This is a genomic window from Conexibacter sp. W3-3-2 (genome assembly GCF_009707605.1).
Lineage (GTDB): Bacteria > Actinomycetota > Thermoleophilia > Solirubrobacterales > Solirubrobacteraceae > Paraconexibacter > Paraconexibacter algicola.
In genome coordinates, this window is the sequence record NZ_WLYW01000001.1 from 3,170,649 (window position 1) to 3,196,793 (window position 26,145).

Here is a 26,145-nt window from a genome sequence, read left to right on the forward strand (position 1 = left end):
CGCGCTTCCGGCAGCCGACGGGTAAGCCGCGACGATCCGGCCTGGCGCCCGACGGCGTGGCCGTCGTCCGCCTCGGGTCCGGACTGACCGCCCCCACCGCGAAGGTGCACGACAACTTCTTCGAGTTCGTTGGTCGCGAGGCTAGGCGCCGTGCACGTCTGCACCTGCTCGACGCACCGGGCAACGTCGTCGCGCTAGGCCCCGCCGTGCGACAGCGACGCCGTCCGCCGGTTGTTGGCTGCGAATAGCAGCGCTACCTTAGGTAGCGATGGCGACCATCCATCAACCACTCCCGCCGCAGTACACCGCCGAGGAGCTCGAGCTCGCTCGCGACGGCGTGCTGCGCCTCAGAACGCGAGACATCGCCGACGTCCTGAAGGAGATCGGCACGCTGCCGTTGCCCGCGGGCGACGCAGGCTCCCGCGCGCTGGACGACGTCCGCGGCGACCGTGTCTGACGCGGCCGCCGCACTGACCTATATCGACACGTCGGCAGCGATCAAGCTCGTCTTCGAGGAGGCGGAGAGTGTCGCGCTGGGGGCGTGGTTGACCTCCTCGGGCGCCGCGCTCGTCTCGAGTGCGCTGCTCGAGGTCGAGTTCGAGCGCGCGGTGAAGCGCGCTGCCGCGCAGGGCCAAGAGCCGAATCCCGGCGTGGTCGCCGCGGTGCTCTCCGCGATCGACCTCATCGACCTGGACGTCGCTCAGCTGCGTGTGGCAGCGCAGCTGCCGGATCCCGATCTCCGCGCACTCGATGCCATCCACATTGCAGCGGCGCTCGCCCTTGCGCCGAAGCTGGCGACGGTCGTCACCTACGACGTGCGGATGCTCCAGGCGTTGGCGGCGCGGTCGATCCCGACGGCTTCTCCGGCCTGACCGAGGGCGGCGGGGCCGGCCCGCCGCGGTCCTCCGCGAACGCCGCCGACAAGCGGCGGGCCGCATCGTGTCGCGGGACGTGGTGCACGTACCGCATTGTCGTGTCGATCTCGCTGTGGTCCATGTAGGCCTGGACCTCGACGAGATCGAACTCGCGCACTGCGACGGTGCCGAAGGTGTGACGGAGGTCGTGGAACGTCATCGGGTTGTCCTCCTTCTCGCGGAGGTGCCCCAGGCCGGCGTTGTCGAGACCGCGGTAGAACGCGTCGCGCACCGTGCCGCTCCGGAGCCGACCGAACGTGGCTCTACCTGAGGGTCGCGAGCAGACGGTCGAGCTCCGCCTTCGTAGCCTGGGGCGTGAGGTGCCCGCCGGGGCAGTGGCCGTCGGCGGCCCGCCAGATGATCGCGCCACGCGCGGTCTGCCGGCCGCTGTCCCGGACCCACGCGGGTCCGAGGACACGCCGCGTCTTGCCGCCGCCGGCCTGCGCGAAGCTCGCGACGTAGACCCGCCCGTTCCGACGGGCATCGACGATCAGATGCCCCGTGATGCGCACGTCCATGGACTCCTGGAGAACAGGAATCGGGAACAAGAAGCGACCTGAGACGGGTCCAACAAGTGCTGAACCCAGCGTTCATCGGATGCCCCGAGCTGGATTCGAACCAGCGGCCTACCGCTTAGGAGGCGGTCGCTCTATCCACCTGAGCTATCGGGGCCTGCGGGCAGGGTACGGAACGCGCCCGGGCGGTGTCCGGGGCGGGGTCCGCGCCGTCGCGGCGCGCGACGGCCGCCGCGCGCGCCGCAACCACCGACCGGAATGCGACATACCGCGCAAGTCGGCGCAAAAGCGCTCCTGACACCCTGACGAATCGGCGAAGGGTTTGGACACCAGGGCGAACCGGGAAATCGTGCCATGGCCCGCGGGGCCAAGAATCGGGGCCTCCCGACCCCGTAGCTCTGTTCTCCGGTGAGAAAACTGCGCACACCACCCACCCGAACGGAGTACGCTCGCGCCCTCGACCGGACGGGACGAACCGTCCAACCCCAGCCGGGGTGGAGCGTTCCGGGTCGGGACAGCCATCGCTCGAACAGCAGCGCTGAGGGAGTCGTGCACACCAAGAAGGTCGACATGAAGCGGAGCCCGGGATCGTGAGCACGCCGGGAACGCCCGAGATGCTGGACCCGGCCGCCGAGCCCGGCGGTCCCGCCGTCGCCGCGACGGGGGAGATCGCCGCCCGCTCGCCGCTGCAGCTGTTCTGGCGCCGCCTGCGCCGCGACAAGGTCGCCCTCGGGGCGCTCGGCGTGGTCGGCTTCGTCGTCCTCGTCGCGATCCTCGCGCCGCTGATCGTCAAGGTCTTCGGCGCGCCCGGGCCGAACGTCCAGAACCCGGACCTGCTCGACGACTTCGGCCTGCCGTCCGGTCCGACCGGCGACAACGTCTTCGGGGTCGACCAGCGCGGCCGCGACGTCTTCGCCCGCGTCGTCTACGGCGCGCGGCTGTCGCTCGAGGTGGCCTTCATCGCCACCGCGATCACGGTCGTCATCGGCGTGACGCTCGGCATGATCGCCGGCTACTACCGCGGCTGGGTCGACACGCTCCTGGCGCGCACGATGGACCTCATGCTCGCGTTCCCGGTCCTCGTCCTCGCGATCGGCGTCGGCGTCGCCTGCTCCGGCCGCGAGGGCTGCCTCGGCGGCGCGATCCAGCCCGGCCGCGGCGTCGTCATCTTCGTGATCAGCGTCTCGACCTGGCCGTACATGGCGCGGATCATCCGCGGCCAGGTGCTCAGCCTGCGCGAGCGCGAGTTCGTCGAGGCCGCCAAGTCGCTCGGGGCGTCCAACGGCCGGATCATCTTCCGCGAGATCCTCCCGAACCTGATCGCGCCGATCATCGTCTACTCGACGATCCTCATCCCCCAGAACATCCTCTTCGAGGCGGCGCTCTCGTTCCTGGGCGTCGGCGTGGATCCGAACACGCCCAGCTGGGGCCAGATGATCGCCGACGCCACCGGCATCTTCGACATCGCCTGGTGGTTCATGGTCTTCCCGGGTGTCGCGCTCGTCACGACGGTCCTCGCCTTCAACATCGTCGGCGACGGCCTGCAGGACGCCCTCAACCCCCGTACGTCCAAGTGAGCACGGTCCAGATGCGCTGGCACCACTTCCGTTCCGCATCACCCATGTCCGTCCGTTCCGAAAGGACCATCCCATGATCAGGAGTCGTCTGCGATTCCTCCTGTTGGCGATGTTCGCCATCTCCGCCTTCGCGTTCGCCGCCTGCGGTGACGACGACGACTCCAGCTCGTCCTCGTCGTCCTCGGGCAGCAGCTCCGAGTCGGCGCCCGTCGCCGACGTGCCGCAGGGCAAGAAGGGCGGCAAGCTCCTGGAGCTCGCCGCCAGCGACGTCGACTACCTCGACCCCGGCCACAGCTACTACCAGTTCGGCTTCCAGACCATCTACGCGATGGGCAAGCCGCTCTACTCCTTCTCGCCGACCGACGCCCAGAAGGCGCAGCCGGACCTCGCCGACGGCGAGCCCGTCATCTCGGCGGACAAGAAGACCGTCACGGTCAAGCTGAAGAAGGGCGTCAAGTACTCGCCGCCGGTCAACCGCGAGGTCGTCGCCAAGGACGTCAAGTACGCGATCGAGCGCTTCTTCACCGTGAACGTCGGTGGCCAGTACACCGCGTACTTCAACGCGATCGAGGGCGCCCCGGAGACGAACACCAAGACGTTCAAGACGTTCTCGGGCATCGAGACCCCGGACGACTACACGCTGATCTTCAAGCTCAAGCGGCCCGTCGGCGTCTCGTTCGCCGCCGCGCTCGTCATGCCGATCACCGTCCCGGTGCCGGAGGAGTACGCGAAGAAGTTCGACGAGAAGAACCCGTCGACCTACAACACGAACGTCGTCGCCACGGGGCCGTACATGATCCCCAACGACGCGAACGGCAAGCTCACGGGCTACGTGGCGGGCAAGAGCATCAAGCTCGTCCGCAACCCGAACTGGGACCCGAAGCTCGACTACAAGCCGGCGTACCTCGACGAGATCGAGATCCGCACGAACGCGACCGACGCGAACGTCGCCGCCCGCCAGGTGCTCGACGGCCAGGGCATGATCCTGGACACCAACCCGCCGGCGCAGATCCTGCCCCGGCTGAACCGCCAGTACAAGGGCCAGTTCACGCAGGTCCCGTCGGGTGGCTACCGCTACTTCCCGATGAACACGAAGATCCCGCCGTTCAACGACCTGAACGTCCGCAAGGCCGTCCTCGCCGTCTTCGACCGTGAGGCCGCCGTCAAGGCGCGCGGCGGTGCGTTCGCCGGCGACGTCGCCACGCACTTCCTGCCGCCGGAGTTCCCCGGCTTCGAGGAGGCCGGTGGCATGGGCACGGACCTCGACTACATGAAGAACCCGCGCGGTGACGCCGCCGTGGCCGCCAAGTACATGAAGGCCGCGGGCTTCGCCTCCGGCAAGTACGAGGGCGACGAGGAGGTCTTCATGATCACCGCCAACGTCGACCCGGCGAAGGCGCAGGGCGAGGTCGCGAAGGCCCAGCTCGAGAAGCTCGGCTTCAAGGTCCGTCTGCGGACCGTCCCGCAGGACGCGGTCTACACCGAGTGGTGCCAGGTCCCGTCCAAGAAGGTCAACATGTGCGGCGCCGCCGGCTGGTTCAAGGACTACGCCGACCCGGAGTCCATGCTCGTCCCGACCTTCAAGGGCTCGGAGATCAAGCCGGACGGCGGGAACAACAACCTCGGCCAGCTGGACGACCCGGCCATCGACAAGGCGATGGACGCGGCGGCCCTGCTCGAGGGCGACGCCCGCAACGCCGCCTGGGGCGCGATCGACAAGCAGATCATGGGCCAGGCGCCTGCGGTCCCGTTCATCTGGGACAAGACCACGCTGGTCTGGTCCAAGAACGTGCAGGGTGTGGGCAACCCCTACAACTCGCTCGTCGACCTCACGTTCACGTCGCTCAAGTAGCCCTGATCGACTGACCTGATCGCTGGAGCCGCTCCCGCCGACCCGGCGGGGGCGGCCCCGGCAGCCGAGAGACACCGTGGCCTTCTACATCGTCAAGCGCCTGCTGTGGACCGTCGTGCTGATGGTGCTCATCAGCGCGATCACGTTCTACATCTTCTACAAGCTGCCCAGCGCGGACCCCGCGGCGCTGCGCGCCGGCCGGTCGCCCTCCCCGGAGACGCTGGCCCTGATCCGCGAGCAGCTCGGGTTGAACAACCCCTGGTACACGCAGCTGAAGGACTTCCTCACGGACCTGTTCTTCCACTTCGACCTGGGCAACTCGTTCGTCAACAACGAGCCCGTCCGCCCGACCCTCTTCGACCGCATCCCCGCGACGCTCTTCCTCGTGTTCGGCGCGGCCGTGGTCTGGGTGATCGTCGGCGTCACCGTCGGCATCATCAGCGCCGTCTTCCGCGGCACCATCTGGGACCGCATCCTCATGGGCGGTGCCCTCCTGGCGATCTCCGCGCCCGTCTACTGGCTCGGCCTGATCGCCCTCTTCCTCTTCTCCGACGACATCGGCAAGTTCGGGATCCTGCCGGGCTCAGGCGCCTACCAGGACGCCGACGGGTTCTTCGACAAGGCCCACACGCTGATCATGCCGTGGATCGTGCTGTCCGCGGCTTTTGCGGCGATCTACGCGCGGCTGCTGCGCGCGAACCTGCTCGAGACGCTCAGCGAGGACTACATCCGCACCGCGCGGGCGAAGGGCCTCAGCGAGCGCCGCGTCGTGCTGCGGCACGGCCTGCGCTCGGCCGGCACCCCGATCGTCACCGTCCTGGGCCTCGACATCGGCATCCTCTTCGGCGGCGCGATCCTCACCGAGTCGGTGTTCAACATCCCGGGGGTCGGCCGCTACGCGTTCGACGCGATCTCCCGCGGCGACCTCGCCACGATCCAGGGCACCACCGTGTTCCTGGCGCTCGGCGTCGCGCTCATGAGCCTGATCGTCGACGTCATCTACGCCTTCCTCGACCCGCGTGTGAGGTACTGACATGGCCCCGCTGCTGCAGGTCGAGGACCTGAAGGTCCACTTCCGCACCGACGACGGCGTCGTCAAGGCCGTCGACGGGATCTCCTACACCGTCGAGGCCGGCAAGACGCTGGGCATCGTCGGCGAGTCCGGCTCCGGCAAGTCCGTCTCCTCGATGACGGTCATGGGCCTCACGCGCTCCGCGAAGGCGGACATCAGCGGCTCGGTCACGTTCGACGGCCGCGACCTGCTGAGCGCCGGGCCCGAGGACCTGCGCCGGATCCGCGGCAACGAGATCGCGATGATCTTCCAGGACCCGCTCTCGTCCCTGCACCCGTTCTACAAGGTCGGCAAGCAGCTGATCGAGGCGGTGCGGACCCACAAGGACGTCAGCAAGGCGCAGGCCCGCGACCGCGCGGTCGAGATGCTCGGCCTCGTCGGGATCCCGGAGCCGCGCCGACGGATCGACAGCTACCCGCACGAGTTCTCGGGCGGCATGCGCCAGCGCGTGATGATCGCGATGGCCCTGATGAACGACCCGAAGCTGCTGATCGCCGACGAGCCGACGACCGCGCTCGACGTCACGGTGCAGGCGCAGATCCTGCAGCTGATGAACAAGCTCCAGACCGAGCTCGGCACCGCGGTGGTCATGATCACGCACGACCTCGGGGTCGTCGCGGACGTCGCCGACGACATCGTCGTCATGTACGCGGGCCGGATCGTCGAGCAGGCCGACAAGCGGACGCTGTTCGACGCGCCGCGCCACCCGTACACGTGGGGTCTGCTGCGCTCGATCCCGCGGCTTGACACGCCCCGCGACCAGGACCTCGTGCCGATCCCGGGCCGACCGCCGTCCCTCATCACGCGGCCGACGGGCTGCGCGTTCCACCCGCGCTGCGCCTACGCGACCGAGCAGTCCCGCACGGTCGACCCCGTGCTCGAGCCGGTCGCGCCCGGCTCCGCGCACCGCGTCGCGTGCACCCTGGCCGAGGAGCGCCGGGCCGAGATCTGGCGGCAGATCACCGCCGGGGAGGAGCAGCCGTCGTGAGCGAGAAGCTGATCGAGGTCCGCGACCTCGTCAAGGAGTTCCCGATCCGCGGGGAGATGTTCACGCGTCGCGGCGCCGGATCCGTCCGCGCGGTCGGCGGCGTGAGCTTCGACGTCCTCGAGGGCGAGACGTTCGGGCTCGTCGGCGAGTCCGGCTGCGGCAAGTCCACGACCGCCCGGCTCATGACCCGGCTGCTGGACCCCACCAGCGGCACGATCGACTTCCGCGGGACCGACATCGCCACGCTGTCGCGCAAGCAGCTCAAGCCGCTGCGCCGCGACATGCAGATGATCTTCCAGGACCCGTACTCGTCGCTGAACCCGCGCAAGACGGTCGGCTCGATCATCGGCGAGCCGTTCGTCATCCACGGCGTGGAGTCCGACGACGGCGCGCGCAAGAAGCGCGTCCAGGGCCTGATGGAGACCGTCGGCCTGAACCCCGAGCACTACAACCGGCTGCCGCACGAGTTCTCCGGCGGACAGCGCCAGCGGATCGGGATCGCGCGCGCGATCGCGCTCTCCCCGAAGCTCATCGTCGCCGACGAGCCGGTGTCGGCGCTGGACGTGTCGATCCAAGCGCAGGTGCTGAACCTCCTGCGCGACCTGCAGCGCGAGATGGGGCTGACGCTCGTGTTCATCGCGCACGACCTGAGCGTCGTGCGCTACATGTGCGACCGGGTCGCCGTGATGTACGCGGGGGAGATCGTGGAGCTCGCGACGAGCGAGGACCTCTACGACAACCCGCAGCACGAGTACACGAAGCAGCTGCTCGCCGCCGTGCCCGGACAGGCGTCCGGGGTCTGAACGGCGCTCAGCGGTCCCAGAACGAGGTGCGGGCCATCGCGCCCGCCTTCGTCATGCCGATGTGGACGTGGTCGAGGTGGCCGACGGTCGCGTCGACGCGGCGGCGCCGCGTGCGGCCGTCGCGGCCGTAGCACGGCGCGTAGGGGCCGAAGTCGGGGCGGCCGGCGCTCCAGTACGAGCAGTCCCAGATCAGCTCCTGGACGCCCATGCGCCGCGCGAGCGCCTGCGGGGTCCCGGCCGTGTCGGGCGCGAGCAGCAGGCGGATGAGCCGCTTGCCGGCGGCGCGCTGGGCGGGGTCGCGGCTGTCGAGATGCCAGTCGATCGCGCGCCCCTCGGCGTGCAGCGACGCGCTCTCGGGACCCCACCGCTCGCAGCGGTAGGTGCCCCAGCTGACCCCGGCGGCGTGCCGGTCGAGCCAGCGCAGCAGGCGCTGCACCCCCGGGCGCGGGGTGCGCAGGCAGCGCCGCGCCGGGTCGTACTCCTGGGGGTCGGGCTCGCGGTCGGCGAGCGCGTGGGCGGGATTGCCGGGCACCGGGCGCAGCTCGACCGGCCCGAGCCGGAAGGCGGCGGCGCCCGCGGTGAGCAGCAGGGAGACGGCGAGGGCGGCGACGAGCGCCCGCAGCAGCTGCGGCATGCGACGTCGATCGGCCGCCGGACGGGCGGCCATGAGCTCAGGCCTCCTCGGCCAGACGGGTGGCGTCGATCGCGCGGCGCGTGCCCTCCACGGCGCACCAGGCGGCGACGAGCCCGAGCGCGGCGGCGAGCAGCACGGTCAGCAGGCTGAGGCCGGCGGCGGCGAGCACGGCGAGCAGCGCCCGGATGTACCAGCCGCGCGCCTCGCGGCGCAGCTCCTCGACGCGGGCGTCGCGGGCGGCGTCCCGGCGTGCGGCCTTCGCGGCCCGGCGGGTGCCCTCGCTGCGGTCGCGGCCCACCCGGACCTCAGTCCAGCCAGCGGGCGACGACGTCGAGCCCGGCGCGCTCGGGCACGCGCTGCTCCTGCCGCGGCTCGCCGAGGTGCAGCAGGCCGAGCGCCCGCTCGTCCTCGCCCATGCCCAGCGCGGCACGCCCCTGCGGGATCCGCAGCACGGCCGGGGTGCGCCAGTAGCCGGCGAGGCCGCGCGCGTGCGCGCCGAGCAGCACGAGGTAGGCGGCGACCGCCGCCGAGCACAGGTCCTCCTCGTCGACGACGGGGTCCTGCGGCGAGGTCACGTAGGACACCGCGACGAGCGTCGGGGCCCGGTCGAGCTTCGCGCCCGACCCGGCGATCTGCGCGTCGGCGGCCTGCTTCAGCCGCGCGAGCGAGCGCGGTCCCAGGACGCGGAACCGCCACGGGTTCGTGAGGTGGTGGTTCGGCGCCCACGTCGCGAGCTCGAACAGCTCCTCGAGCGTCGCGCGGTCGACGGGGGTCTCGCCGTAGGCCTTGTGCGTGCGGCGGGTGCGGACGGCGGTCTCGAGGTCCATCAGGCCTCGCCCGCCTCCCTCCTCGTCCTCGTCGTCCTCGTAGAGCGACTCGCAGGCCAGCTCGGTTCCGCGGTCGTCGAACAGGCGGATGTCGAGGTAGTCCTTGCGGTAGGCGTCGGGGGCGATCAGCGTGAAGCGGCCCTCCTGCACGACGCACTGGTCGACCGGCAGGTCGGCGAGCTCGGCGACGACGACCGCGCCGCGGTCCACCAGCGGCCGGCCCCACACGAGCGTCATCGCCGCGACGTTGCCCTCCTCGCCGCGCCAGCCGCCGATGACCTCCTCGCAGAGGTCCAGCTGCCAGTCCGGGTTCGCCTCGGCGATCTCGGCGGTGTAGTCGGCGGTGGAGAAGAACCCGGAGGGCTCCTCGCCCTTCTCGGTGGCGGGCAGGTAGCTGACGTACCCGTAGAGCTCGTAGTTCTCGGTCGTGCGGATCGACGCCGGGATGTACGTGCGGCCGTTCCAGGTGCGGTCCGGGTACCAGGAGATCTCCCCGGTGGTCTCGCCGAGGTCCTCGTCGTCGTCCCCGTCGTCGATCCGCGCGCACGCGGCGAGGAACTCGGCCTTCAGCCGGTCCGCCCAGCGGCCGTAGGGGAGGAGCTCCTGCGGCGGCTCGGCGGCGAAGCGGGGGACGAAGCGATCCACGGGCGGCATAGGCCGCCAAGTCTAGGAGGCGGACAGCTCGAGCATGAGCGTCACCGGGCCGTCGTTGACGAGCTCGACCTCCATGTGCGCGCCGAACACGCCGCGCTGCGCGTCCAGCGCCGCGCAGAACCGCTCGTAGAGCGGCTCGGCGACCTCCGGCCGGGCGGCCGCGACGTAGCTGGGGCGGGTGCCGCGGCGCGTGTCCCCGTAGAGCGTGAACTGGCTGACCACGAGCACCTCGCGGTCGCCGAGCGGCTCGTTCATGCGCCCGTCCGCGTCGGGGAAGACGCGCAGCGCGCGGACCTTCTCGGCGAGCCGGTCGCCGACGGCCGCGGTGTCGTCGTGGGTGATGCCCAGCAGGACGAGCAGGCCGGGGCCGATCGCGCCGACGACCTCGCCGTCGACGGTGACGCTCGCGCGCGCGACCCGCTGGACGAGCGCGCGCATCAGGTCACCGCCGCCAGGACGAGCGCCGCGGTCACGACCGCGGTGGTGGACCAGGCGACCGCGCTCGCGGCGATCCGCAGGTCGAGGCCGTAGACGTGCGCGACGATCAGCGCGTTGATCCCGCACGGCATCGCGGCCTGGGCGAAGTACGCGTCGGGGATGTCGACGGTCGTCAGCGCCCCGACGGTGAGCGCGCCCGCGGCGAACAGCGCCGGGGCCAGGAGCACGCGGCAGCCGAGGATGACGAGCACCGGACGGGTCAGCGGTGGCGGGAAGCGCATGTTGCCGTCCTCCGCCTCCTGGCGCAGGTGCACGCCGAGCGCGAAGAAGCCGACGGGCAGCAGCGCCAGCGCCCCGTAGCGGGCGATGTCCGAGAGCGCCTCGGGCGCCCACGCGTCCGGGGCGACGAGCGCGAGCCCGAGCGCGAGCAGCGGCGGGTTGCGCACGAGGAACGCCCGGACCCGCTCGCGGGGCGTCTCGCCGGCCTTCGTGCCGAGCGCGGCGCCGATCGCGAACGCGGGCACGAACAGCATCGGGACGCTGACCGCGAGGTCCCAGGTGATCGCCTCGGGGATGACGTCGGTCCCCAGGACCGCGGCGGTCAGCGGCAGGCCGAGGTAGCCGGTGTTGGCGAGGATGCTGCCGACGACCACGGCACCGGTCGCGGCGTCGTCGAGGTGCAGCAGCCGGCGGGCGAGCTGGAACGCGACGAGCCCGACGATCGCGAGCTCGGTGTAGGCGAGCAGCAGGCCGACCCCGAGCCCGGCGGTGAGCTCCAGCCGGGTGACCGCGAAGAACGTGATCAGCGGCAGCAGCCCGTACAGCAGCACGTCGAACGCGCGACCCGTGCCCGCGACCGCGCGCTCGCCCCAGCGGGCCTCGGACGCCATGCCGGCCGCGGCCGACGTGATGATGCCGACGAGGACGAGCAGCACGGCTCAGGCGTCGCGCAGCTCGGCGGCGGCGGTCTCGGGCGCCACGACGTTCAGGTGCAGGCCGGTGCCGAGCTCGAGCCCGGCGAGCGGCGTCAGGCGCGGCAGCAGGTCCACGTGCCAGCAGAAGTGCTCGGAGCCCTGCGGCGCGGTCCGCACCCAGAGCGTCAGCGGCGGCGGGGCCCCGAAGCGGCGGGCGAGCCGGCCGAGCACGTCGTGCAGCAGCACGGCGACCCCGTCCCCGGCGTCCGCGAACGACATCTGCGGGGTGCGCGGCACGAGCATCAGCTGGTAGGGGGCGCGGCTGGCGAACGGCGCGATCACGACCGCCTCCTCGCCGACCGCGACGAGCCGGTCGCGCAGGCGCACCTCCTCCTGGAGCAGGTCGCCGAGGAGGTTGCCGCCCATCGTCCGGGTGGCGTACGCCCCGAACCGCTCGCGCTCGCGGGCGACCAGCGCGGGCACGAAGTCCATCGCGTACAGCTGCGCGTGCGAGTGGGCGCGCGACGCTCCGCCCCCCGGCCGCTCGTTGACGTGCACGTGCACGTAGGAGGCGGCCGCGTGCGCGCGCATCCGCTCGCGCCAGACCGCGACGGCGTCGACGGCGCGCTGCTGTGGCAGCTCGGCCAGGCACGCGACCGGCTCCGGCGCGGTGACGATCACCTCGTGCGTGCCCGCGGCCGGGAGCGCGGTGAAGAGGTCGGGCTTCGCGAACCGCTCGGGCGGGCTGGCGGCCGCGTCGGGCGTGAGCGCCGGGTAGCGGTTGGGCACGACGCGGACGCCCCAGCCGGGCGTGTCGGGGGCCCGGCCGGCCGGCCCGGTCGCGTGCAGCTCGGGCGGGGTCTGCGCCTCGTTGCCCTCCGCGAACGGGTCGTCGGCCGGATCGACCGCGGGCACGGGGGCGACCGTGAACGCCGTCCCGGCGCCGCCACGGGCCGCCCGCTCCGGGGCGATCAGGGCACGCAGGCCGGTGAGGGCGTCGATGCGGACTTCGGGCACGCCTCCAGACTACGGACGCGGTCGCCGCAGCTCCGCGACGACCGTCCCGTCGCGCAGGAGCCGCACGGTCTCGTCGTGGTCCTCGACGTGTCGCACGAGGTCGGCCACCCGCAGCTCGGGTGTGACGTCGACCTCGTACGTGCGCGGCTCCTCGGCCATCGCGTGCTGCGCGCGGGCCGCCGCGGGCAGCGCCACGCGCAGCCGGTCGAGCGTGTCGTACATCCGCTCCCGGTGGACCCGCACCAGCCCCTCGCCAGGGTCGCCGATCTGCTCGCGCAGGGCATCGACGAGCTCGACCAGCGCGGCCGGCGTGCCGAGCCGCCGGGAGACCGCCTCGATCGTCGTGAGGTGCCGCCAGGCTTCGGCGCGGTCGATCTCGACCCTGCCGCCGAAGACGCTCGGCCGGCCCTCGTGCAGGAGGTCGTCGAGGCCATCGACCAACACGAGGAACCCGCGGAGCTGTTCGTGGAGCTGATCGTTCACCGCCGGACGGTACCCCGACGCCCTTGACCTCAACCGTGGTCGAAGGTGCACGCTGGATCCATGACCACCTTCACCACCCCCAGCCAGCAGATCGTCGACGTCGTGACCACGTGGGAGGGCGTGACCACCCACTGGGGCGACCGCGGCGAGCTGTCGTTCCGCGTCGGTCGCCGCGAGATCGGCCACCTGCACGGCGATCACGCCGCCCACTTCCTGTTCTCCCGCGGGCTCGCGAGCGAGCTGCGCGCGGCGGGTCGCGTGGGACCGCACCCGATCTTCCCCGAGCACCCGAAGCTCGCCGCCCGCCCGATCCGCAACGCGATCGACGTCGCCGACGTGATCGAGCTGCTGAAGCTCAACCACGAACAGCTGCTGGCCCGCGCGGCCGCGTGAGCGGCCGCCGGACCACCACCGCACGCCGCGGCGGGTCAGTCCCCGCCGCGGACGACGGCGACGAGCACCGGCCGGATCAGCGGCCAGGGGTCGCGGGTCTTGCGCCCGCGCGGCTCGAACCGCTCGGTCAGCGCCAGGCCGCGCATCGTCGCCAGCACGGTCAGCAGGCGGCCCTCCATGTCGGCGTCGCGCAGGCCGTCGGTCAGCAGGTTCGACGACAGCGACGCGACGCTGCGGGCCATCATCCGCTCGAGCGGCACGAGGCGCTCGTGCAGCTCCGGGTCGTCGGCGGCGGCCACCCAGACCTTCACGAACACCGTGAAGATGTCGCTGGAGAAGTCCCCCCACAGCAGGTCCAGGAGCGCGCCCGCCTGGCCGTCGGCGTCGTCCCCGATCGCGGTGAGCCGCTCGCCGAGGTCGCTGATCCGCTGCTCGGTCAGCCGCTCGACCGCCGCGGTGACGAGGTCGACCCGGTAGGGGAAGTGGTGCGTCTGCGCGCCCTGCGAGACCCCGGCGAGCTCGGCGACCCGGCGCGTCGTGGTGGCGGCGTAACCGGCCTCCAGCAACGACTCGATCGTCGCGTCCAGGAGCTTGGCGCGCGTCTCGGCGGTCCGCTGCTCCTGGGTGCGTCGGGGCCGGGCCGGCGGCGTCGTGCCCGTGGCCCGGCGGACGGCCTTCACCGCCGCCTTCCCGGAGCGCTGGACGGCGCGCCGCGGGTCGTCGAGCGGTGAAGGGGGCATCCGCGGAGTCTCCCAGAGACCCGCTCAGAGGCCCATCGTGCGCCCGATGAGCTCCTTCATGATCTCGTTGGTGCCCGCGTAGATCTTCGTGATCCGCGAGTCCAGCCAGACCTTCGAGATCGGGTACTCGGTGGTGTAGCCGTAGCCGCCGTGGAACTGCACGCCGGTGTCCGCGATCTTGCAGAGCAGGTCGGTGGTGACGTACTTCGCCATCGCGGCCTCCTCGACGGTGCAGGTGCCCTGCACGTACCGCTCGATGCAGCGGTCGACGAAGCAGCGGCCCATCTCGACCTCGGTGCGCAGCTCGGCCATCGTGAAGCGGATGTGCTGGTTGGAGCCGATCGGCTTGCCGAACGCCTTGCGCTCCTTGACGTAGTCGAGCGTCATGTCGAGCGCCTTCTCGCAGCCGGCGATCGAGGTCACGGCGAGCGTCAGGCGCTCGGGCACGAGCCGCGAGACGAGCTGCAGGAAGCCGGAGCCCTCCGGGCCCAGCAGGTTCTCCTGCGGGACGCGGACGTCCTCGAAGAACAGCTCGGCGGTGTCGGAGGCGTGCTGGCCGACCTTCTCGATCTGCTTGCCGCGCTCGAAGCCCGGCATGCCGCGCTCGACGACGAACATCGACAGGCCCCCGTGCTTGTCGTCGCTGGTGCGCGCGGCGACGAGCACGAGGTCGGCGTTGATGCCGTTGGTGATGAAGGTCTTCGCCCCGTTGATGACGTAGTCGGTGCCGTCGCGCCGCGCGGAGGTCTTGATGCCCGCGAGGTCGGAGCCGGTGCCGGGCTCGGTCATGGCGATGGCGAGGATCTGCTCACCGGACGCGATGCCGGGGAACCAGCGGCCCTTCTGCTCGTCGTTGGCGGACGAGATCAGGTAGGGCAGCACGACGTCGGTGTGCAGCAGCGGGCCGCCGATCGCGTCGCCGACGCCCGCCTTGACGCCCTCCTCGCCGAGGACGACGTTGAAGCGCCAGTCGTCGATGCCGTTGCCGCCGTACTCCTCCGGCACCTCCATGGCGAGGAAGCCGTGCTCGGCGCACTTCGTGAAGAGCTCGCGCGGGACGATCTGCGCCTTCTCCCACTCGGCGTAGTGCGGGACGACCTCGCGCTGCAGGAAGGTCGCGTAGCTCTCGCGGTAGTCGTGGTGCTCGGGCTCGAAGATCGTGCGCTTGCTCGGGGCGGGGGCGGTGGTGGCCATGTTCATGCTGCCTTCGTGTAGAGGGAGACCACGGCGGCGCCGCCGAGGCCGATGTTGTGCTGGAGGGCGACGGTGGCGCCCTCGACCTGTCGCTGGTCCGCCTGGCCGCGGAGCTGCCAGGTCAGCTCGGCGCACTGGGCGAGGCCCGTCGCGCCGAGCGGGTGGCCCTTGGAGATGAGGCCACCGGAGGGGTTGACGACGGGGCCGGCCCCGCCGTAGGTGGTCGCCTCGGACTCCACGAGCGTGTGGCCCTCGCCCTCGGCGGCGAGGCCGAGCGCCTCGTAGGTCACGAGCTCGTTGGCGCTGAAGCAGTCGTGCAGCTCGATGACGTCGACGTCGGCGATGTCGACCTGCGCCTCCTGCAGCGCGGCGGTCGCGGCCTTGCGGCTCATGTCGGCGCCGACGAGCGTGCGCGCGGAACGCGAGCTGAAGGTGTCGGGCACGTCGGTGACGAGCGCCTGGCCGGCGAGCTCCACGGCGCGGTCCCAGAGGTCGTGCTCGTCGACGAACCGCTCGGAGGCGATGATCGCGGCACCCGCGCCGTCGGAGGTCGGGGAGCACTGCAGCTTCGTCAGCGGCGCGTAGATCTCGGGCGCGTCCTTGATCTCCTGCAGCGTGTACTCGGTCTGGAACTGCGCGTAGGGGTTGTTGACCGAGTGCTTGTGGTTCTTCCAGCCGATCCAGGCGAAGTGCTCGGGCTTGGAGCCGTAGAGCTCCATGTGCTCGCGCCCGGCCATGCCGAACATCTGCGGGGCGAAGGGCGCCTGCTCCCACTCGCGCAGCTCGCCGAGGGCCATGACGTGCTTGTCCATGGGGTTGGTCCGGTCGGGGTACTTCATCCCGAGCGAGCCCTTCTCCATCTTCTCGAAGCCGAGCGCGAGCGCGCACTCGGCGAGGCCGGCGCGGACCGCGCGGCGCGCGAGGTACAGGGCGCTGGAGCCGGTGGAGCAGTTGTTGTTGACGTTGACCACCGGGATGCCGGTGAGCCCGAGGCCGTACACGGCCCGCTGGCCGGCGGTCGAGTCGCCGTAGCAGTAGCCGACGTAGGCCTCCTGCACGGCGTCGTAGCCGATGCCCGCGTCGGCGAGGGCGGCGCTGCCCGCCTCGACGGCCCAGTCGGGGTAGTCCCCTTCCTTCGTGCCGGGCTTGGAGAACGGGGTCATGCCGACGCCGATGACGTACGTGCGGTTGCTCATGGGCGCGCAAGGTAGCAGATACCGAACGCACGCTATGTAAGTCGGCGGGGCGGCGCGCGCAGCCCCTGCGGCGGGCGCCGCGGGGGCGCGCCGCCGGGCCGGTCAGGCCTCGTACTCGGCGAGCTTGCGCTTGAGGACCTTGCCGGTCGGGTTGCGCGGCAGCGTGTCGAGGAAGACGACCTCGCGGGGCACCTTGTAGCGCGCGAGGTTCTCCTTCACGAGGGTCTTGAACTCCTCCTCGGAGGCCTCCTCGCCGGGCAGCAGCGCGACGAACGCGCGCAGTCGCTTGCCGAACGTCTCGTCGTCGACGCCGATCACCGACGCCTCCGCGACCTTCGGGTGCGAGTGCAGCAGCTCCTCGACCTCGGCCGGGAAGACGTTCTCGCCGCCCGAGACGATCATGTCGTCGTCGCGGCCGTCGATGAACAGCAGCCCGTGCTCGTCGACGTGGCCGACGTCGCCGGTCGCCATGTGCCCGTCGATGACCTCCCTTGCCGCCGCCGCCGGTGTAGCCCTCGAACGCGAAGCCGTTGCTGACGAAGATCCGGCCGGTGACGTGCGGCTCGGTGATGAGCTCGCGCTGCTCGTCGTAGAGCCGGACGGTCGTGCCGCGCGGCGAGCGCCCCACGCAGTCCGGGGCGATCGCGAGCTCCTCGGGGGTGGCGACCGTCGCGTAGGCGACCTCGGTCGAGCCGTACAGGTTGTAGACGACGGGCCCGAACGCCTTCGTCGTGCGGCGGCAGAGCTCGCCGCCGAGCTGCGACCCGCCGACGAACACGATCCGCAGGGCGCTGAGGTCGAGGCTCTCGCGGACCGCGGGATCGACCTCGAGCATCCGCGTGAGCATGATCGGCACCGAGATGAACGCGGAGGCCCGGTGCTCGGCCAGGTCGCGCAGGGCCTGCTCCGGGTCGAACTTGCGGCGCAGCACGAGCGTCGAGCCGAGGCCGACGCCCAGGACGACGTGGGCGAGGCCGAGCGCGTGGAAGATCGGCGGCCCGATGACCGTCGTCTCGCCGCCCTTGAAGGGGATGCGGCCGACGAGCGAGCCCGGCAGGATCAGCGACTTCGGCGTCGGCCGCGGCGCGCCCTTGGGCGTGCCGGTCGTCCCGCTGGTCAGCACGATGAGCTTCGCGGCGGCGCCGACCCGCGGCGGCGGGGCGGTGGAGGAGCGGGCGACGACCGCGTCGATCGTGTCGTCGGCGGGCTCGTCGGTCCACGCGCGCAGGCGGCCCGCGCGCGGCTCGAGGCCCTCGAGGAACGCCGAGTACTCGTCGTCGTGGATCAGCAGGTCGGTGCCCTCGCGCCCGGCGACCTCGCGGATCTGCGGGCCGGCGAAGTCCGTGTTCAGCAGCACGAGCCGCACGCCCGCCTTGGCGCCGGCGAACAGCGCGATGACGAAGCCGCGGTGGTTGCGGGCGAGGAGCGCCACGCCGTCGCCGGGGCCGAGGCCGCGCTCGCGGAAGTGGTTGGCCAGTGCGTTGGAGGCGGCGTCGAGCTCGGCGTAGGTCATCTCGCCGCGCTCGTCGCGGATCGCGATCGCGTCGGGGACGCGCTGCGCGACCGCGGCGATCGAGCCGCCGAGCAGCCCGTAGCGCAGGTAGCAGGAGACGGCCTTGGCGGTCTTGTGCGGCGGCTGGGGGTGGAGCATCCCCACCTCGCGCAGGCGGTTCGCGTAGAACAGCTCGTTCCCGATCCGGGTCGCCACGCGGGCGGCGGGGGCGGGGACGCGGGCGAGGAGGTCGGTCACGGCAGCCATGCGCGCCAAGATACCGACGGGGCGTTCTGCGGGAGGAGTCGCCGCCCGCGGTCCGAGCGCCCGGTCGGGCGTCCCGGCCGCAGGACGGCTTCCGCATCAACGTAGCAAGCGTTCGGTAAGTTGCGCAACCGGGCGCTACGTGCGACGCGCCAGGCCCGAGCGGGGCGGCAGCGGGAAGAAGCCGCTCGTGCGCTCGACGTACTCGGCGTAGCCCTCGCGGCGCGAGCCGATCGTCTTCTCCAGGCGCTCCTTGCCGGAGGTCTTCGTCAGCAGCTGGGTCATGATCAGCGGGCCCACGACGGTCCACCACGCGCCGCTCTCGAGCGCCACGAGGTAGATGCCCCACCACACGCAGAAGTCCCCGAAGTAGTTGGGGTGGCGCGTGTAGCGCCACAGGCCCCGGTCCATGACCTTGCCCTTGTTCGCCGGGTCGGCCTTGAAGCGCGCGAGCTGCGCGTCCCCGACCGCCTCGAAGAACAGCCCGACGGCCCACAGCACCACGCCGGCGATCGCGAGCGCGCCGACCGCGTCGTCCTGCGCGGCGGCCGCGGTGACCGGCAGCGACACGAGCAGGACGAGCACGCCCTGGAGGCCGAACACCATCCCGAGGCTCACGAGCGGGAAGCGGTCCCCGTGCTTCTCGCGCATCTCGACGTAGCGGTAGTCCTCGCCCTTCTCGTGCAGCTTGCGCCGCGTCAGGTAGAGCCCGAGCCGCAGGCCCCAGAGCCCGACGATCACGAGCAGCAGCAGCCGACGGCCGTCGTCGCCGTCACCGGCGAGGAACGCGGCCGCGGCGACCACGACATACGCGAAGCCCCAGACGGGGTCGACGATCGACACGTCCTTCAGCCGCAGCGACAGCAGCCAGGTGCCGAGCATCAGCACGGCGACCGAGGCGGCGGCGGCGATCAGGACGGTGCCCATGTCAGGCGGTACGGGGCTCGAGGAGGTAGTGGCTCACGAGCCACTCGTTTCCGTGTCGCCACTTCCAGATCTCGTCGGTCGAGATGAGGAACAGCCGCCAGCCCCCGAGGACGACCCGGGCGCGGTCGGGCGGGAAGACGGTCTCGAGGATTCGCAGCGCCTCGTCGCGGCGGCCGTCGAGGTTCGCCAGCCAGGCCACGAGCGTCTTCGCGTAGTGCCGGCCGTCGACGACCCAGCGGTCGCGCACGACGAGGTCGTCCTGGAAGTGCAGCAGCAGCTCGTGGCTGGGCATCAGCCCGGCGGTGAAGAACCGCTCGGCCGCCCACGTGCCCTCGAACAGGTACGGGACCTGCCGCTGGCTGAACACGTGGATGAACAGCTTGCCCTCGGGCTCCAGCCACGTGCTGACGCGGCGCAGCAGCTCCTTCCAGTTGCGCATGTGCTCGAACATCTCGATCGACATCACGCGGTCGAACCGCCGGTCGGTCGCGAAGACGTTCACGTCGCAGGTCTGGATCTCGAGGTTCGTGAAGCCCTTCTCGCGGGCGATGCCCTCGATGTACTCGCGCTGGCCGTGCGAGTTCGAGACGCCGAGGATCGTGGCGTTCGGATACTGCTCGGCGAGCCACAGCGACAGCGAGCCCCAGCCGCACCCGAGGTCGAGGATCGTCATCCCGTCGCGGACCTGGGCGCGCTCGCAGGTCAGCCGCAGCATCGCCTCCTCGGCCTGCGCGAGCGTCTGCACGCCGTCGGCCCACAGGCAGCCGCTGTACTTGCGCCGCGGCCCGAGGATCAGGCCGATGAAGTCGGCCGGCAGCTCGTAGTGCTGCTCGTTGGCCTCCTGCGTCGCCTCGGCGATCGGGCCGGTGGACTTGTGCGCGACGAGCTCGCGCAGCCGCTGGTCCTGCGCCTCGATGCCGCCGCGGCGCTCGCGGCGGACGCGGTCCCAGGCGCCGTAGCGGGAGCCCAGGCGCAGCACGGGGTCGGGGATGAGGTCGCGCTGCAGCGCGCGATCGAGCAGCTCGTAGCGGTCAGGCATCGATGCAGGTCTACGCGCCAGCCGCCGGTGACGGATCAGCGGCCGGGTCGCCCCGGCGGGGTTTGCGGGCCCTCGTGCCGGACACCCCGGACCCATGCTCTACACCATCGTCCTGATCCTGCTCGTCATCGCGCTCGTGATGTTCATCACCGGCCGCCGCCGCGTCTGACCCGCCCCCGCGCGGCCGGGGCGCAGCCCCGTCAGCCGCCGAGCGCGTAGCGCCGGATGTCGGCCGCGAGGTCGGCTTCGTCGGCGTAGAGGCCCTGCTTCGTGAAGACCTTCTCGCCGCGGGCGTCGAAGAAGATGGTGGCCGGGTAGGCGGCGCTCACGCCGAGGTCGAGCGCCGCCTTCTCGTTCGGGTCCTTGTAGCTGGGGTAGCTCACGGGGAAGTCGCCGAGGAACTCGCGCGCGTCGCCGTCGTTGTCCCCGGAGTTCAGGCCCAGGAAGGCGACCCGCTTGCCGAACTCCACCGACAGGTTCTGGAAGTGCGGGAACTCGGCGCGGCACGGACCGCACCACGACGCCCACTTGTTCACGATGACCGGGGTGCCGGCCTCGCGTAGGGCGGCGAGGCGCTGCTCGACCGCGTCGCGGCCCCCGCCGAGCAGCTGCGAGGACTGCTCGTGGATCGCCGCCAGCGGCGCCGGGGACCCGGTCAGCTCCTGCTCGATCTGGGACGGCGAGTAGCGCAGCTCGTCCTGCGACGGCGCGGCGTTGTCGCTGCCCGTCTGCGAGAGCCCGACGGCGACGAGGGCGACGAGCGCCACGAGTCCCACGGCGATCAGGAGCTTGGTGCGCATGCACGCAGGATGGCAGAGGGCGAGACGCGGTCCGCCGTCAGCTATGCTCCTGGGCACCGCGGCGCGAGGGGCACGGACAGGAGCCACCCCCGCCCGCCCAGCCGGGATCCGTCCCGGGCCGTTCCGACCGCCACGGCGAACCGTTCGCCCGACGCGGTCCCTCCCCGATTTCCGTGCCGCCCATGGCCGACTCCACGATCGTGGCCTCCGAGGCCGCTGCCCTTCCCGATTCCCGCCGCGTGGCGCAGGCGGAGGAGCTGACCCGCGAGCGCTTCATCCACGAGGGCGAGACGCCCGAGGTCGCGCTCGCACCCGGCACCGCGCGCCGCCGGGCGCTCGACGCGGCGCTGCTGGAGGTCGACGCCGGACGGAGCACCCCGTCGACGAAGTGGCGGCGCCGCTACTCGCTGCTGCTCGGCCTCGAGCGCGTGCTGTCCGACGACGAGCCGCGCCTGGCCGACGGCACGCTGCTCAACCCGCACCAGGTCGACGCGCTGGCCGGCACGCTGACCGCGCTGCTCGCGACGGCCCAGAGCGCCGACCTCGGGGCCGACGAGGCCGACGAGATCGAGGTCGCCGCTCCGGTCTTCGCGGTCGACGACCACGCCGAGGCGGAGGCGCGCGCGGCCGCCGCGGCGCTCGAGCAGGAGCTCGAGGGCTACGACATCGACGACGCGTTCGCGCTCGACGAGGACGACGAGGACGACCACGCCGCCGCAAAGTCCGAGGACGAGGACGACGCCGCCGACGAGGACGTCGACGAGGACATCGACCGCGTCGCGCTCGACGACCCCAACGCGCACAAGCGGTTCTGGTTCGAGCACGCCACGGGCGCCGGCAAGACGGTCGCCGCGATGGGGTTCGTCGCCGCCACCCGCACCGGCGGCGTCCTGATCCTCACGCACCGCCGCAACCTCGTCGACCAGTTCCTCGGCGAGCTGCGCACCCGCGGCTACGGCGACCGCGAGTCGCCGCCGCTGCTCGGGGGCGACGGCGTCGAGGCGGGCAACGGGCCGGTCACGGTCGAGACCTATCAGTGGTTCGTGCGCAACGCGGGCCGCATCTCGCCCGCCTACACGGTCGTCATCTGCGACGAGGCCCACACCGCGCTGGGCGAGAAGACCTCGCAGGCGATCCGCGAGTGGACCGGCCCGGTCTTCATCGGCATGACCGCGACGGGCGCGCTGATCGCCCGCCACGTCACCGACCTCTTCCCGACGCAGACCTCCCGCTTCGACCTCGCGCAGGCCGCGCGCCGCGGCGTCATCGCGCCGCTGCGCTGCCTGCGGATCCCGCCCGGCGTCGGGGTGAAGACGATCGCAAAGGTGCCGCTGCGCAAGGGCGACGTCGACGTCGAGTTCGACCAGGACCTCCTCGCCGAGCTGCTGGACCAGCTGCCGTTCAACATGGCGATCGCCGACCTCTACAAGACGCGCTTCAACGGCGTCCCCGGGGTCGTCTACGCGGCGGGCGTGCGCCACGCGTCCAACGTCGCCGAGGCCTTCCGCGACGCCGGCATCAAGGCCGAGGCGGTCTCCGGCGAGACGAAGAAGCGCGACCTCGCCGAGATCCTCGCCCGCTACGAGCGCGGGGACATCGACGTCCTCGTCAACGCGCAGCTGCTCGCCGAGGGCTGGAACTCCCCGCGCGCGACCGTCTGCATGCACCTGGCGCCGACCGCGTCCAAGCGCATCTACCAGCAGCGCGTCGGCCGCGTCACGCGCCGCCATCCGGGCAAGGAGGCCGGGGTCGTCGTCGACTTCGTCGCGCCCGCCACCCGCCACGACGACCCGGTCGTCACCCTGCACTCGCTGCTGGACCGCGACGTCTACCGCGGCGGCGCGATCGTCGTCGGCCCGGTGCGCCGCGGCCGCGGTCGGCGCGTGCGCGTCGAGCGCCGCGTCATCCCGGTGTGCGCCGAGGAGGCCCGCCGCCACGAGGTCTTCGAGCGCGAGCTCTGGCGGATCGCGGTCGAGCACCTCGAGTGGGGCGAGCAGCACATGTGGGCCGCGCTGGCCGGGGCGCGCGTGCAGTCCGGCGGCTGGCGCCGCGCCCGGGCGATGCTGCACTTCGACCGCACCGGCGAGCTCAAGCGCCAGTTCCTCGTCAACACGGTCAAGCGCAACGCCTCCTCGCAGCTGCGGATCCGCGCGCTGCAGGAGATCGCCGCCTCGCGCGACCCGGAGGCGTTCGACGTCGCGCACGACGAGGTCGGCACCTGGGCGCGCGACGCGCGCCGCGAGGGCACGAAGGTGCTGCTGCAGGCGCTGACCGAGAAGCGCATCGGCCGCCGCGATCAGAACAACGCCTGGATCTGGCGGCTGGCGGAGTACACGCGCGAGCTGCACGAGGAGTACGCCGTCCAGCGCTGGCCGGAGACGAAGCGGCTGCTCGGCCTGCTCGTCAACTCGGCCGGCGGCGCGCACGCGCGCAACGCGCGGCGGCTGGTCCAGGTCGCCAAGACGAAGGACCGCCGCCTGAGCGCCGCGATCCTCGCCGCTGCGGTGGCCCACACGCCTGAGGCGGAGTCGGTGCTGCGTGATGCGCGGACGCGGATGTCGCGCAAGCCCAGCGCCCTGTCGCGCGAGCTGCTGCGCAACTTCCCCAAGGCCAAGCGCGGCCGGCGGCGCCGCAAGAAGAAGGGTGCGGGCGGCGCGGAGGCGGCTGCGGCGCCCGAGGCGGTCGCCGCGGCGACCGTCGAGTCCGGGCCCGACGTCGTCGACCTGATCGCCGACGCGGCCGCGACGTTGCCGAAGTCCCGGCGCAGCGCGAAGCCCGTCGCGCCCGTCGAGGCGCCCGCCGCCGACGGCGACCAGGACGCGGACGGCCTGCCGCTGCGCTCGCGCCAGCCCCGGCGGCCCGTGAAGGTCACCAACGAGCAGCCCGAGGTCGAGCCGCCGAAGCCCGACCGCTCGGCGGACGGGACCGTCGTGCAGCGGCCGGTCGCGCTGCGCAAGGTCACGATCACGCCCGACGAGGACGAGCAGCCGACGCCACGGCGCCGGGCCGGGTCGCGCCGGCGCAAGGGCGCCGCCAAGGACGCTGCCGCCGAGGCGCCCGCCGCGACCGAGGAGGCCCCGACGTCCAAGCGCGCCCGGCGGCGCCGCGCGAAGAGCTCCGCGCAGGCGGACGCGGCCGAGCAGGCGACCGGCGCCTCGTCGCCGGACCCCGCCGAGACGCCGGCGGCGAAGCCGGCGACGCGCACGACGGCGAAGCGCAAGGCCGCCGCGTCCGGCGGCGAGGACGCGCCCGCCCCTGCGTCGCGCAGGCGCGCGACGAAGGCGAGCGACGGCGACGCCCCGGCCCCCGCCCGGAAGGCCGCGACGAAGGCGAGCGACGGCGACGCCCCGGCCCCCGCGACGCGCAAGCGCGCGACGAAGAAGACCGACGGTGACGCCCCGGCCCCCGCCCGCAGGGCGGCGGCGAAGGCGACCGACGGTGACGCTCCGGCCTCTGCGACCCGCAGGCGCGCGACGAAGAAGACCGACGGTGACGCTCCGGCCCCAGTGAAGGCGCGCGCGACGAAGGCCGCCGCGCCCGCGGCCGACGCGGACGCCGAGGCGCTGCGTCGCAAGCGCTCCGAGGCCGCGAAGAAGGCCGCGGCCACGCGCAAGGCCAACGCGGCGCGCAAGGCGGCCGAAGCCGCCGCGGCCGCGACCGACGGCTAGCGCGGCTTCGCGCCGCCGGGCTGCTTGAGCGCCTCGGCGGCCGCCTTCGCCTTGTCCTTCGTCGTGCCCTTGCTCTTGGCGATGTCCTTGAGCTCGTTGAGGTCCTGCTTGAGGGCCTCCTGGCCGCCGCGCTTCTCGATCACGGCGTCGGCCTGCTTCTTGGCCTTCCCGAGCATGCTCTTGAGGTTCATCCCTCGAGGCTAGCGCGACCGCTCCAGGTGGACCTCACCTGCGTCCAGCGCGGTGCGCCCGCCGCCCGGCAGGGCGACGACGAGCCGGCCGAGCCCGTCGATCCCCGAGGCGATGCCGTGCCCCTGCGCCCAGCGCACCTCGCGACCCGCGAGCCCGTCGCGGGCGCGCCAACGGTCCAGCAGGGCGTCGGACGGCAGTCCGAGCACGGCGTCGAGCGCGTCCAGCAGGGACGCCAGGACCGTCTCGAGCTCGCCCGGCGAGCGCTCCATCGAGGCCGCCGTCGCGTGCAGCTCCGGCGGCAGGTCCGCGACCCGCACCGCGACGTTCAGCCCGATCCCGATGATCGCCCAGCCCTCCTGCGGGCGCCCCTCGCAGAGGATCCCCGCGACCTTCCGGCCCGGACCCGCGTCGGTGTCGTCCCCGGGCAGCAGGACGTCGTTGGGCCACTTGATGCGCGCCGCCTCCCCGACGACGTCGGTCACCGCCACCGCCGCCGCCAGCGGCAGCAGCGCGAAGCGGTCGCCCGCCCCGCGGACGACGACGCTCATCAGCAGCGCGTGCCCGGCCGGGGCCGACCACGTGCGACCCTGCCGGCCGCGCCCGGCGCTCTGCGCCCCGGCGGTGACGAGCGTGCCGTGCGGCGCGCCCGCGGCGGCCAGCTCGCGCGCGCGGTCGTTCGTCGAGGTGGTCTCGCGCAGGTGCAGCCGCGGGGTCCCCAGCGCGGTCACGCCGGTGAGATCCGAACCTCGGCGTCGAGCTCGAGCCCCAGCGCGTCCCGGGCCGAGCCGCGGTTCACGGCCAGGGCGAGCGTGCGGTACGCGTCCTCGTAGACGAGCAGCCCGCCCGCCTCGACGTCGGCGAACGTCGTCGCGTAGCGGGCGTCGCGGCCGTTGACGCGCACCGGGGTGCCCAGGCGCAGCCCCGACCCCGTCAGCTCCTCGTGCTCGACGTCGAGCGTCACGTTGCCGAAGCGGTCGAACGCGATCGCGTGCGCCACCAGCCCGTCCCCGTCGGCCATCGCCAGCGGCATGCCGATCAGCAGGATCTCGTCGGCGTCCAGCGGCTCCCCGGCGGCCGCGAGCGGCTCCCCGGCGGCGATCGCCGCGGCCACGGGCGCGAACACGTCACGGCCGTGGAACGTGGCGGCCGCGGCCTCCAGGCGGTGCGGCGACCGCGTCACGTCGACCGCCTCGACCACGCCGCCGAAGCGCTGCGCCGCGAGCGACAGCAGCCCGTTGTCCGGCCCGACGAGCACCCGGTCCTCGTCGGCGCAGCGCAGCGCCACCGCGCGACGCTGGGTGCCGACCTCCGGGTCGACGACCGCCAGGTGCACGCCGGGCGGGAAGTACGGCAGGGCGCGGCGCAGCACCAGCGCGCCGGTGCGGACGTCGTGGCGCGGGATCCCGTGCGTCACGTCGATGACGCGGACGTCCGGGGCGATGCGGGCGATCACGCCGTGGCACACGCCGACGAAGTCGTCGTCGAGGCCGTAGTCGGAGAGGAAGGTGAGGAGCGTCATGCGCAGCCGATCCTAGCCGCGCCGGGTTCGTGC

At 72.5% G+C, this 26,145-nt stretch carries 27 protein-coding genes, 1 tRNA gene and 2 pseudogenes; 9 read left to right on the plus strand and 21 right to left on the minus strand.

The features are described from left to right. The first annotated feature begins 268 nt into the window (after positions 1 to 268). Positions 269 to 457, plus strand: coding sequence for a hypothetical protein (locus GKE82_RS15400; protein ID WP_154733890.1), 189 nt, complete (start codon positions 269 to 271; stop codon positions 455 to 457). Beyond that, positions 450 to 872, plus strand: a complete 423-nt coding sequence (locus tag GKE82_RS15405; RefSeq protein WP_154733891.1) for a type II toxin-antitoxin system VapC family toxin — start codon at positions 450 to 452, stop codon at positions 870 to 872. The genes GKE82_RS15400 and GKE82_RS15405 overlap by 8 nt, the downstream gene beginning before the upstream one ends. Here the strand turns inward: GKE82_RS15405 and GKE82_RS31505 are convergent. The 3 genes from GKE82_RS31505 to GKE82_RS15415 form a co-directional block, all read right to left on the minus strand. Continuing rightward, entirely contained in the window at positions 805 to 1,284 is a 480-nt protein-coding gene (locus tag GKE82_RS31505) for a tyrosine-type recombinase/integrase (protein ID WP_375337004.1), read from the minus strand. The genes GKE82_RS15405 and GKE82_RS31505 overlap by 68 nt on opposite strands. Next, positions 1,178 to 1,432, minus strand: coding sequence for a hypothetical protein (locus GKE82_RS27180; RefSeq protein ID WP_196189259.1), 255 nt, complete (start codon positions 1,430 to 1,432; stop codon positions 1,178 to 1,180). Before GKE82_RS27180 ends, GKE82_RS31505 begins: the two co-directional genes overlap by 107 nt. An 80-nt stretch (positions 1,433 to 1,512) precedes the next feature. After that, positions 1,513 to 1,586: transfer RNA gene (locus tag GKE82_RS15415), tRNA-Arg, on the minus strand. 433 nt (positions 1,587 to 2,019) lie between these two features. On the opposite strand from GKE82_RS15415, the gene GKE82_RS15420 reads away from it, so the two are divergent. The 5 genes and pseudogenes from GKE82_RS15420 to GKE82_RS15440 all read left to right on the plus strand — a co-directional run. Continuing rightward, positions 2,020 to 3,006: an ABC transporter permease gene (locus GKE82_RS15420; RefSeq protein ID WP_309233626.1), complete on the plus strand. Its 987-nt coding sequence runs from the start codon at positions 2,020 to 2,022 to the stop codon at positions 3,004 to 3,006. 109 nt (positions 3,007 to 3,115) lie between these two features. Further along, on the plus strand, positions 3,116 to 4,858 hold the full coding sequence (locus GKE82_RS15425; RefSeq protein WP_196189260.1) for an ABC transporter substrate-binding protein: 1,743 nt from the start codon (positions 3,116 to 3,118) through the stop codon (positions 4,856 to 4,858). 76 nt (positions 4,859 to 4,934) lie between these two features. Then, the gene (locus tag GKE82_RS15430; protein WP_309233627.1) at positions 4,935 to 5,891 is read left to right on the plus strand and encodes an ABC transporter permease; all 957 of its coding nucleotides are present in this window, start codon (positions 4,935 to 4,937) and stop codon (positions 5,889 to 5,891) included. A gap of 1 nt (position 5,892) precedes the next feature. Beyond that, the gene (locus GKE82_RS15435; RefSeq protein WP_154733894.1) at positions 5,893 to 6,918 is read left to right on the plus strand and encodes an ABC transporter ATP-binding protein; all 1,026 of its coding nucleotides are present in this window, start codon (positions 5,893 to 5,895) and stop codon (positions 6,916 to 6,918) included. Next, a pseudogene (locus tag GKE82_RS15440) lies at positions 6,879 to 7,700 on the plus strand (ABC transporter ATP-binding protein); the annotation flags it as partial. The gene GKE82_RS15435 and the pseudogene GKE82_RS15440, both read left to right, overlap by 40 nt. 28 nt (positions 7,701 to 7,728) lie before the next feature. Here the strand turns inward: GKE82_RS15440 and GKE82_RS15445 are convergent. Genes GKE82_RS15445 through GKE82_RS15475 form a run of 7 tightly spaced genes read right to left on the minus strand, consistent with a single transcriptional unit; the run spans position 7,729 to position 12,688 of the window. Further along, complete coding sequence (locus tag GKE82_RS15445) at positions 7,729 to 8,388, minus strand: hypothetical protein (protein WP_154733895.1); 660 nt, start codon at positions 8,386 to 8,388, stop codon at positions 7,729 to 7,731. A 4-nt stretch (positions 8,389 to 8,392) separates the two neighbouring features. Continuing rightward, positions 8,393 to 8,653, minus strand: coding sequence for a hypothetical protein (locus GKE82_RS15450; RefSeq protein ID WP_154733896.1), 261 nt, complete (start codon positions 8,651 to 8,653; stop codon positions 8,393 to 8,395). Positions 8,654 to 8,660: 7 nt separating this feature from the next. Next, on the minus strand, positions 8,661 to 9,836 hold the full coding sequence (locus GKE82_RS15455; protein WP_154733897.1) for a nitroreductase: 1,176 nt from the start codon (positions 9,834 to 9,836) through the stop codon (positions 8,661 to 8,663). Positions 9,837 to 9,848: 12 nt separating this feature from the next. Further along, complete coding sequence (gene dtd / locus GKE82_RS15460; protein ID WP_154733898.1) at positions 9,849 to 10,274, minus strand: D-aminoacyl-tRNA deacylase; 426 nt, start codon at positions 10,272 to 10,274, stop codon at positions 9,849 to 9,851. Then, a complete protein-coding gene (locus tag GKE82_RS15465) occupies positions 10,274 to 11,209 on the minus strand; it encodes an AEC family transporter (protein ID WP_154733899.1) in 936 nt (311 codons plus the stop codon). Before GKE82_RS15465 ends, dtd begins: the two co-directional genes overlap by 1 nt. A 3-nt stretch (positions 11,210 to 11,212) precedes the next feature. Continuing rightward, complete coding sequence (locus GKE82_RS15470) at positions 11,213 to 12,205, minus strand: hypothetical protein (protein ID WP_154733900.1); 993 nt, start codon at positions 12,203 to 12,205, stop codon at positions 11,213 to 11,215. 9 nt (positions 12,206 to 12,214) lie between these two features. Beyond that, on the minus strand, positions 12,215 to 12,688 hold the full coding sequence (locus tag GKE82_RS15475) for a hypothetical protein (protein WP_154733901.1): 474 nt from the start codon (positions 12,686 to 12,688) through the stop codon (positions 12,215 to 12,217). Positions 12,689 to 12,748: 60 nt separating this feature from the next. On the opposite strand from GKE82_RS15475, the gene GKE82_RS15480 reads away from it, so the two are divergent. Next, positions 12,749 to 13,081, plus strand: a complete 333-nt coding sequence (locus GKE82_RS15480; protein ID WP_154733902.1) for a luciferase family protein — start codon at positions 12,749 to 12,751, stop codon at positions 13,079 to 13,081. A 35-nt stretch (positions 13,082 to 13,116) separates the two neighbouring features. On the opposite strand, the gene GKE82_RS15485 is transcribed toward GKE82_RS15480, so the two are convergent. From GKE82_RS15485 to GKE82_RS15515, 8 genes and pseudogenes are all read right to left on the minus strand, one after another. After that, positions 13,117 to 13,821: a TetR/AcrR family transcriptional regulator gene (locus GKE82_RS15485; RefSeq protein ID WP_107567829.1), complete on the minus strand. Its 705-nt coding sequence runs from the start codon at positions 13,819 to 13,821 to the stop codon at positions 13,117 to 13,119. A 24-nt stretch (positions 13,822 to 13,845) separates the two neighbouring features. Further along, on the minus strand, positions 13,846 to 15,015 hold the full coding sequence (locus GKE82_RS15490; RefSeq protein ID WP_154733903.1) for an acyl-CoA dehydrogenase family protein: 1,170 nt from the start codon (positions 15,013 to 15,015) through the stop codon (positions 13,846 to 13,848). Between the two features lie 2 nt (positions 15,016 to 15,017). Beyond that, positions 15,018 to 16,211 (minus strand): lipid-transfer protein, encoded by a 1,194-nt coding sequence (locus GKE82_RS15495; protein WP_154733904.1) that lies wholly within the window; start codon positions 16,209 to 16,211, stop codon positions 15,018 to 15,020. A 102-nt stretch (positions 16,212 to 16,313) separates the two neighbouring features. After that, positions 16,314 to 16,682, minus strand: coding sequence for a hypothetical protein (locus tag GKE82_RS28665; RefSeq protein ID WP_230316184.1), 369 nt, complete (start codon positions 16,680 to 16,682; stop codon positions 16,314 to 16,316). A gap of 97 nt (positions 16,683 to 16,779) precedes the next feature. After that, positions 16,780 to 17,970: pseudogene (locus tag GKE82_RS28670) on the minus strand (AMP-binding protein); the annotation flags it as partial. A 135-nt stretch (positions 17,971 to 18,105) separates the two neighbouring features. Next, the gene (locus GKE82_RS15505) at positions 18,106 to 18,894 is read right to left on the minus strand and encodes a DUF1295 domain-containing protein (protein ID WP_154733905.1); all 789 of its coding nucleotides are present in this window, start codon (positions 18,892 to 18,894) and stop codon (positions 18,106 to 18,108) included. A gap of 1 nt (position 18,895) precedes the next feature. Beyond that, positions 18,896 to 19,933 carry a cyclopropane-fatty-acyl-phospholipid synthase family protein gene (locus GKE82_RS15510; protein WP_158276691.1) on the minus strand — a complete coding sequence of 346 codons (1,038 nt, stop codon included), beginning with the start codon at positions 19,931 to 19,933 and terminating at the stop codon, positions 18,896 to 18,898. A gap of 200 nt (positions 19,934 to 20,133) precedes the next feature. Next, positions 20,134 to 20,733 carry a TlpA disulfide reductase family protein gene (locus GKE82_RS15515; protein WP_107567841.1) on the minus strand — a complete coding sequence of 200 codons (600 nt, stop codon included), beginning with the start codon at positions 20,731 to 20,733 and terminating at the stop codon, positions 20,134 to 20,136. A 182-nt stretch (positions 20,734 to 20,915) separates the two neighbouring features. Here GKE82_RS15515 and GKE82_RS15520 point away from each other — a divergent pair, with 182 nt between their 5' ends. Beyond that, positions 20,916 to 24,401, plus strand: coding sequence for a DEAD/DEAH box helicase family protein (locus GKE82_RS15520; protein WP_154733906.1), 3,486 nt, complete (start codon positions 20,916 to 20,918; stop codon positions 24,399 to 24,401). Here the strand turns inward: GKE82_RS15520 and GKE82_RS15525 are convergent. Genes GKE82_RS15525 through GKE82_RS15535 form a run of 3 tightly spaced genes read right to left on the minus strand, consistent with a single transcriptional unit; the run spans position 24,398 to position 26,112 of the window. Continuing rightward, positions 24,398 to 24,592 carry a hypothetical protein gene (locus GKE82_RS15525; RefSeq protein ID WP_107567845.1) on the minus strand — a complete coding sequence of 65 codons (195 nt, stop codon included), beginning with the start codon at positions 24,590 to 24,592 and terminating at the stop codon, positions 24,398 to 24,400. The two genes, GKE82_RS15520 and GKE82_RS15525, sit on opposite strands and share 4 nt — an antisense overlap. Positions 24,593 to 24,601: 9 nt before the next feature. Further along, positions 24,602 to 25,321 carry a biotin--[acetyl-CoA-carboxylase] ligase gene (locus GKE82_RS15530; protein ID WP_154733907.1) on the minus strand — a complete coding sequence of 240 codons (720 nt, stop codon included), beginning with the start codon at positions 25,319 to 25,321 and terminating at the stop codon, positions 24,602 to 24,604. Then, a complete protein-coding gene (locus GKE82_RS15535) occupies positions 25,318 to 26,112 on the minus strand; it encodes an S-adenosyl-l-methionine hydroxide adenosyltransferase family protein (protein ID WP_107567848.1) in 795 nt (264 codons plus the stop codon). The genes GKE82_RS15530 and GKE82_RS15535 overlap by 4 nt, the downstream gene beginning before the upstream one ends. Positions 26,113 to 26,145: the final 33 nt, after the last annotated feature.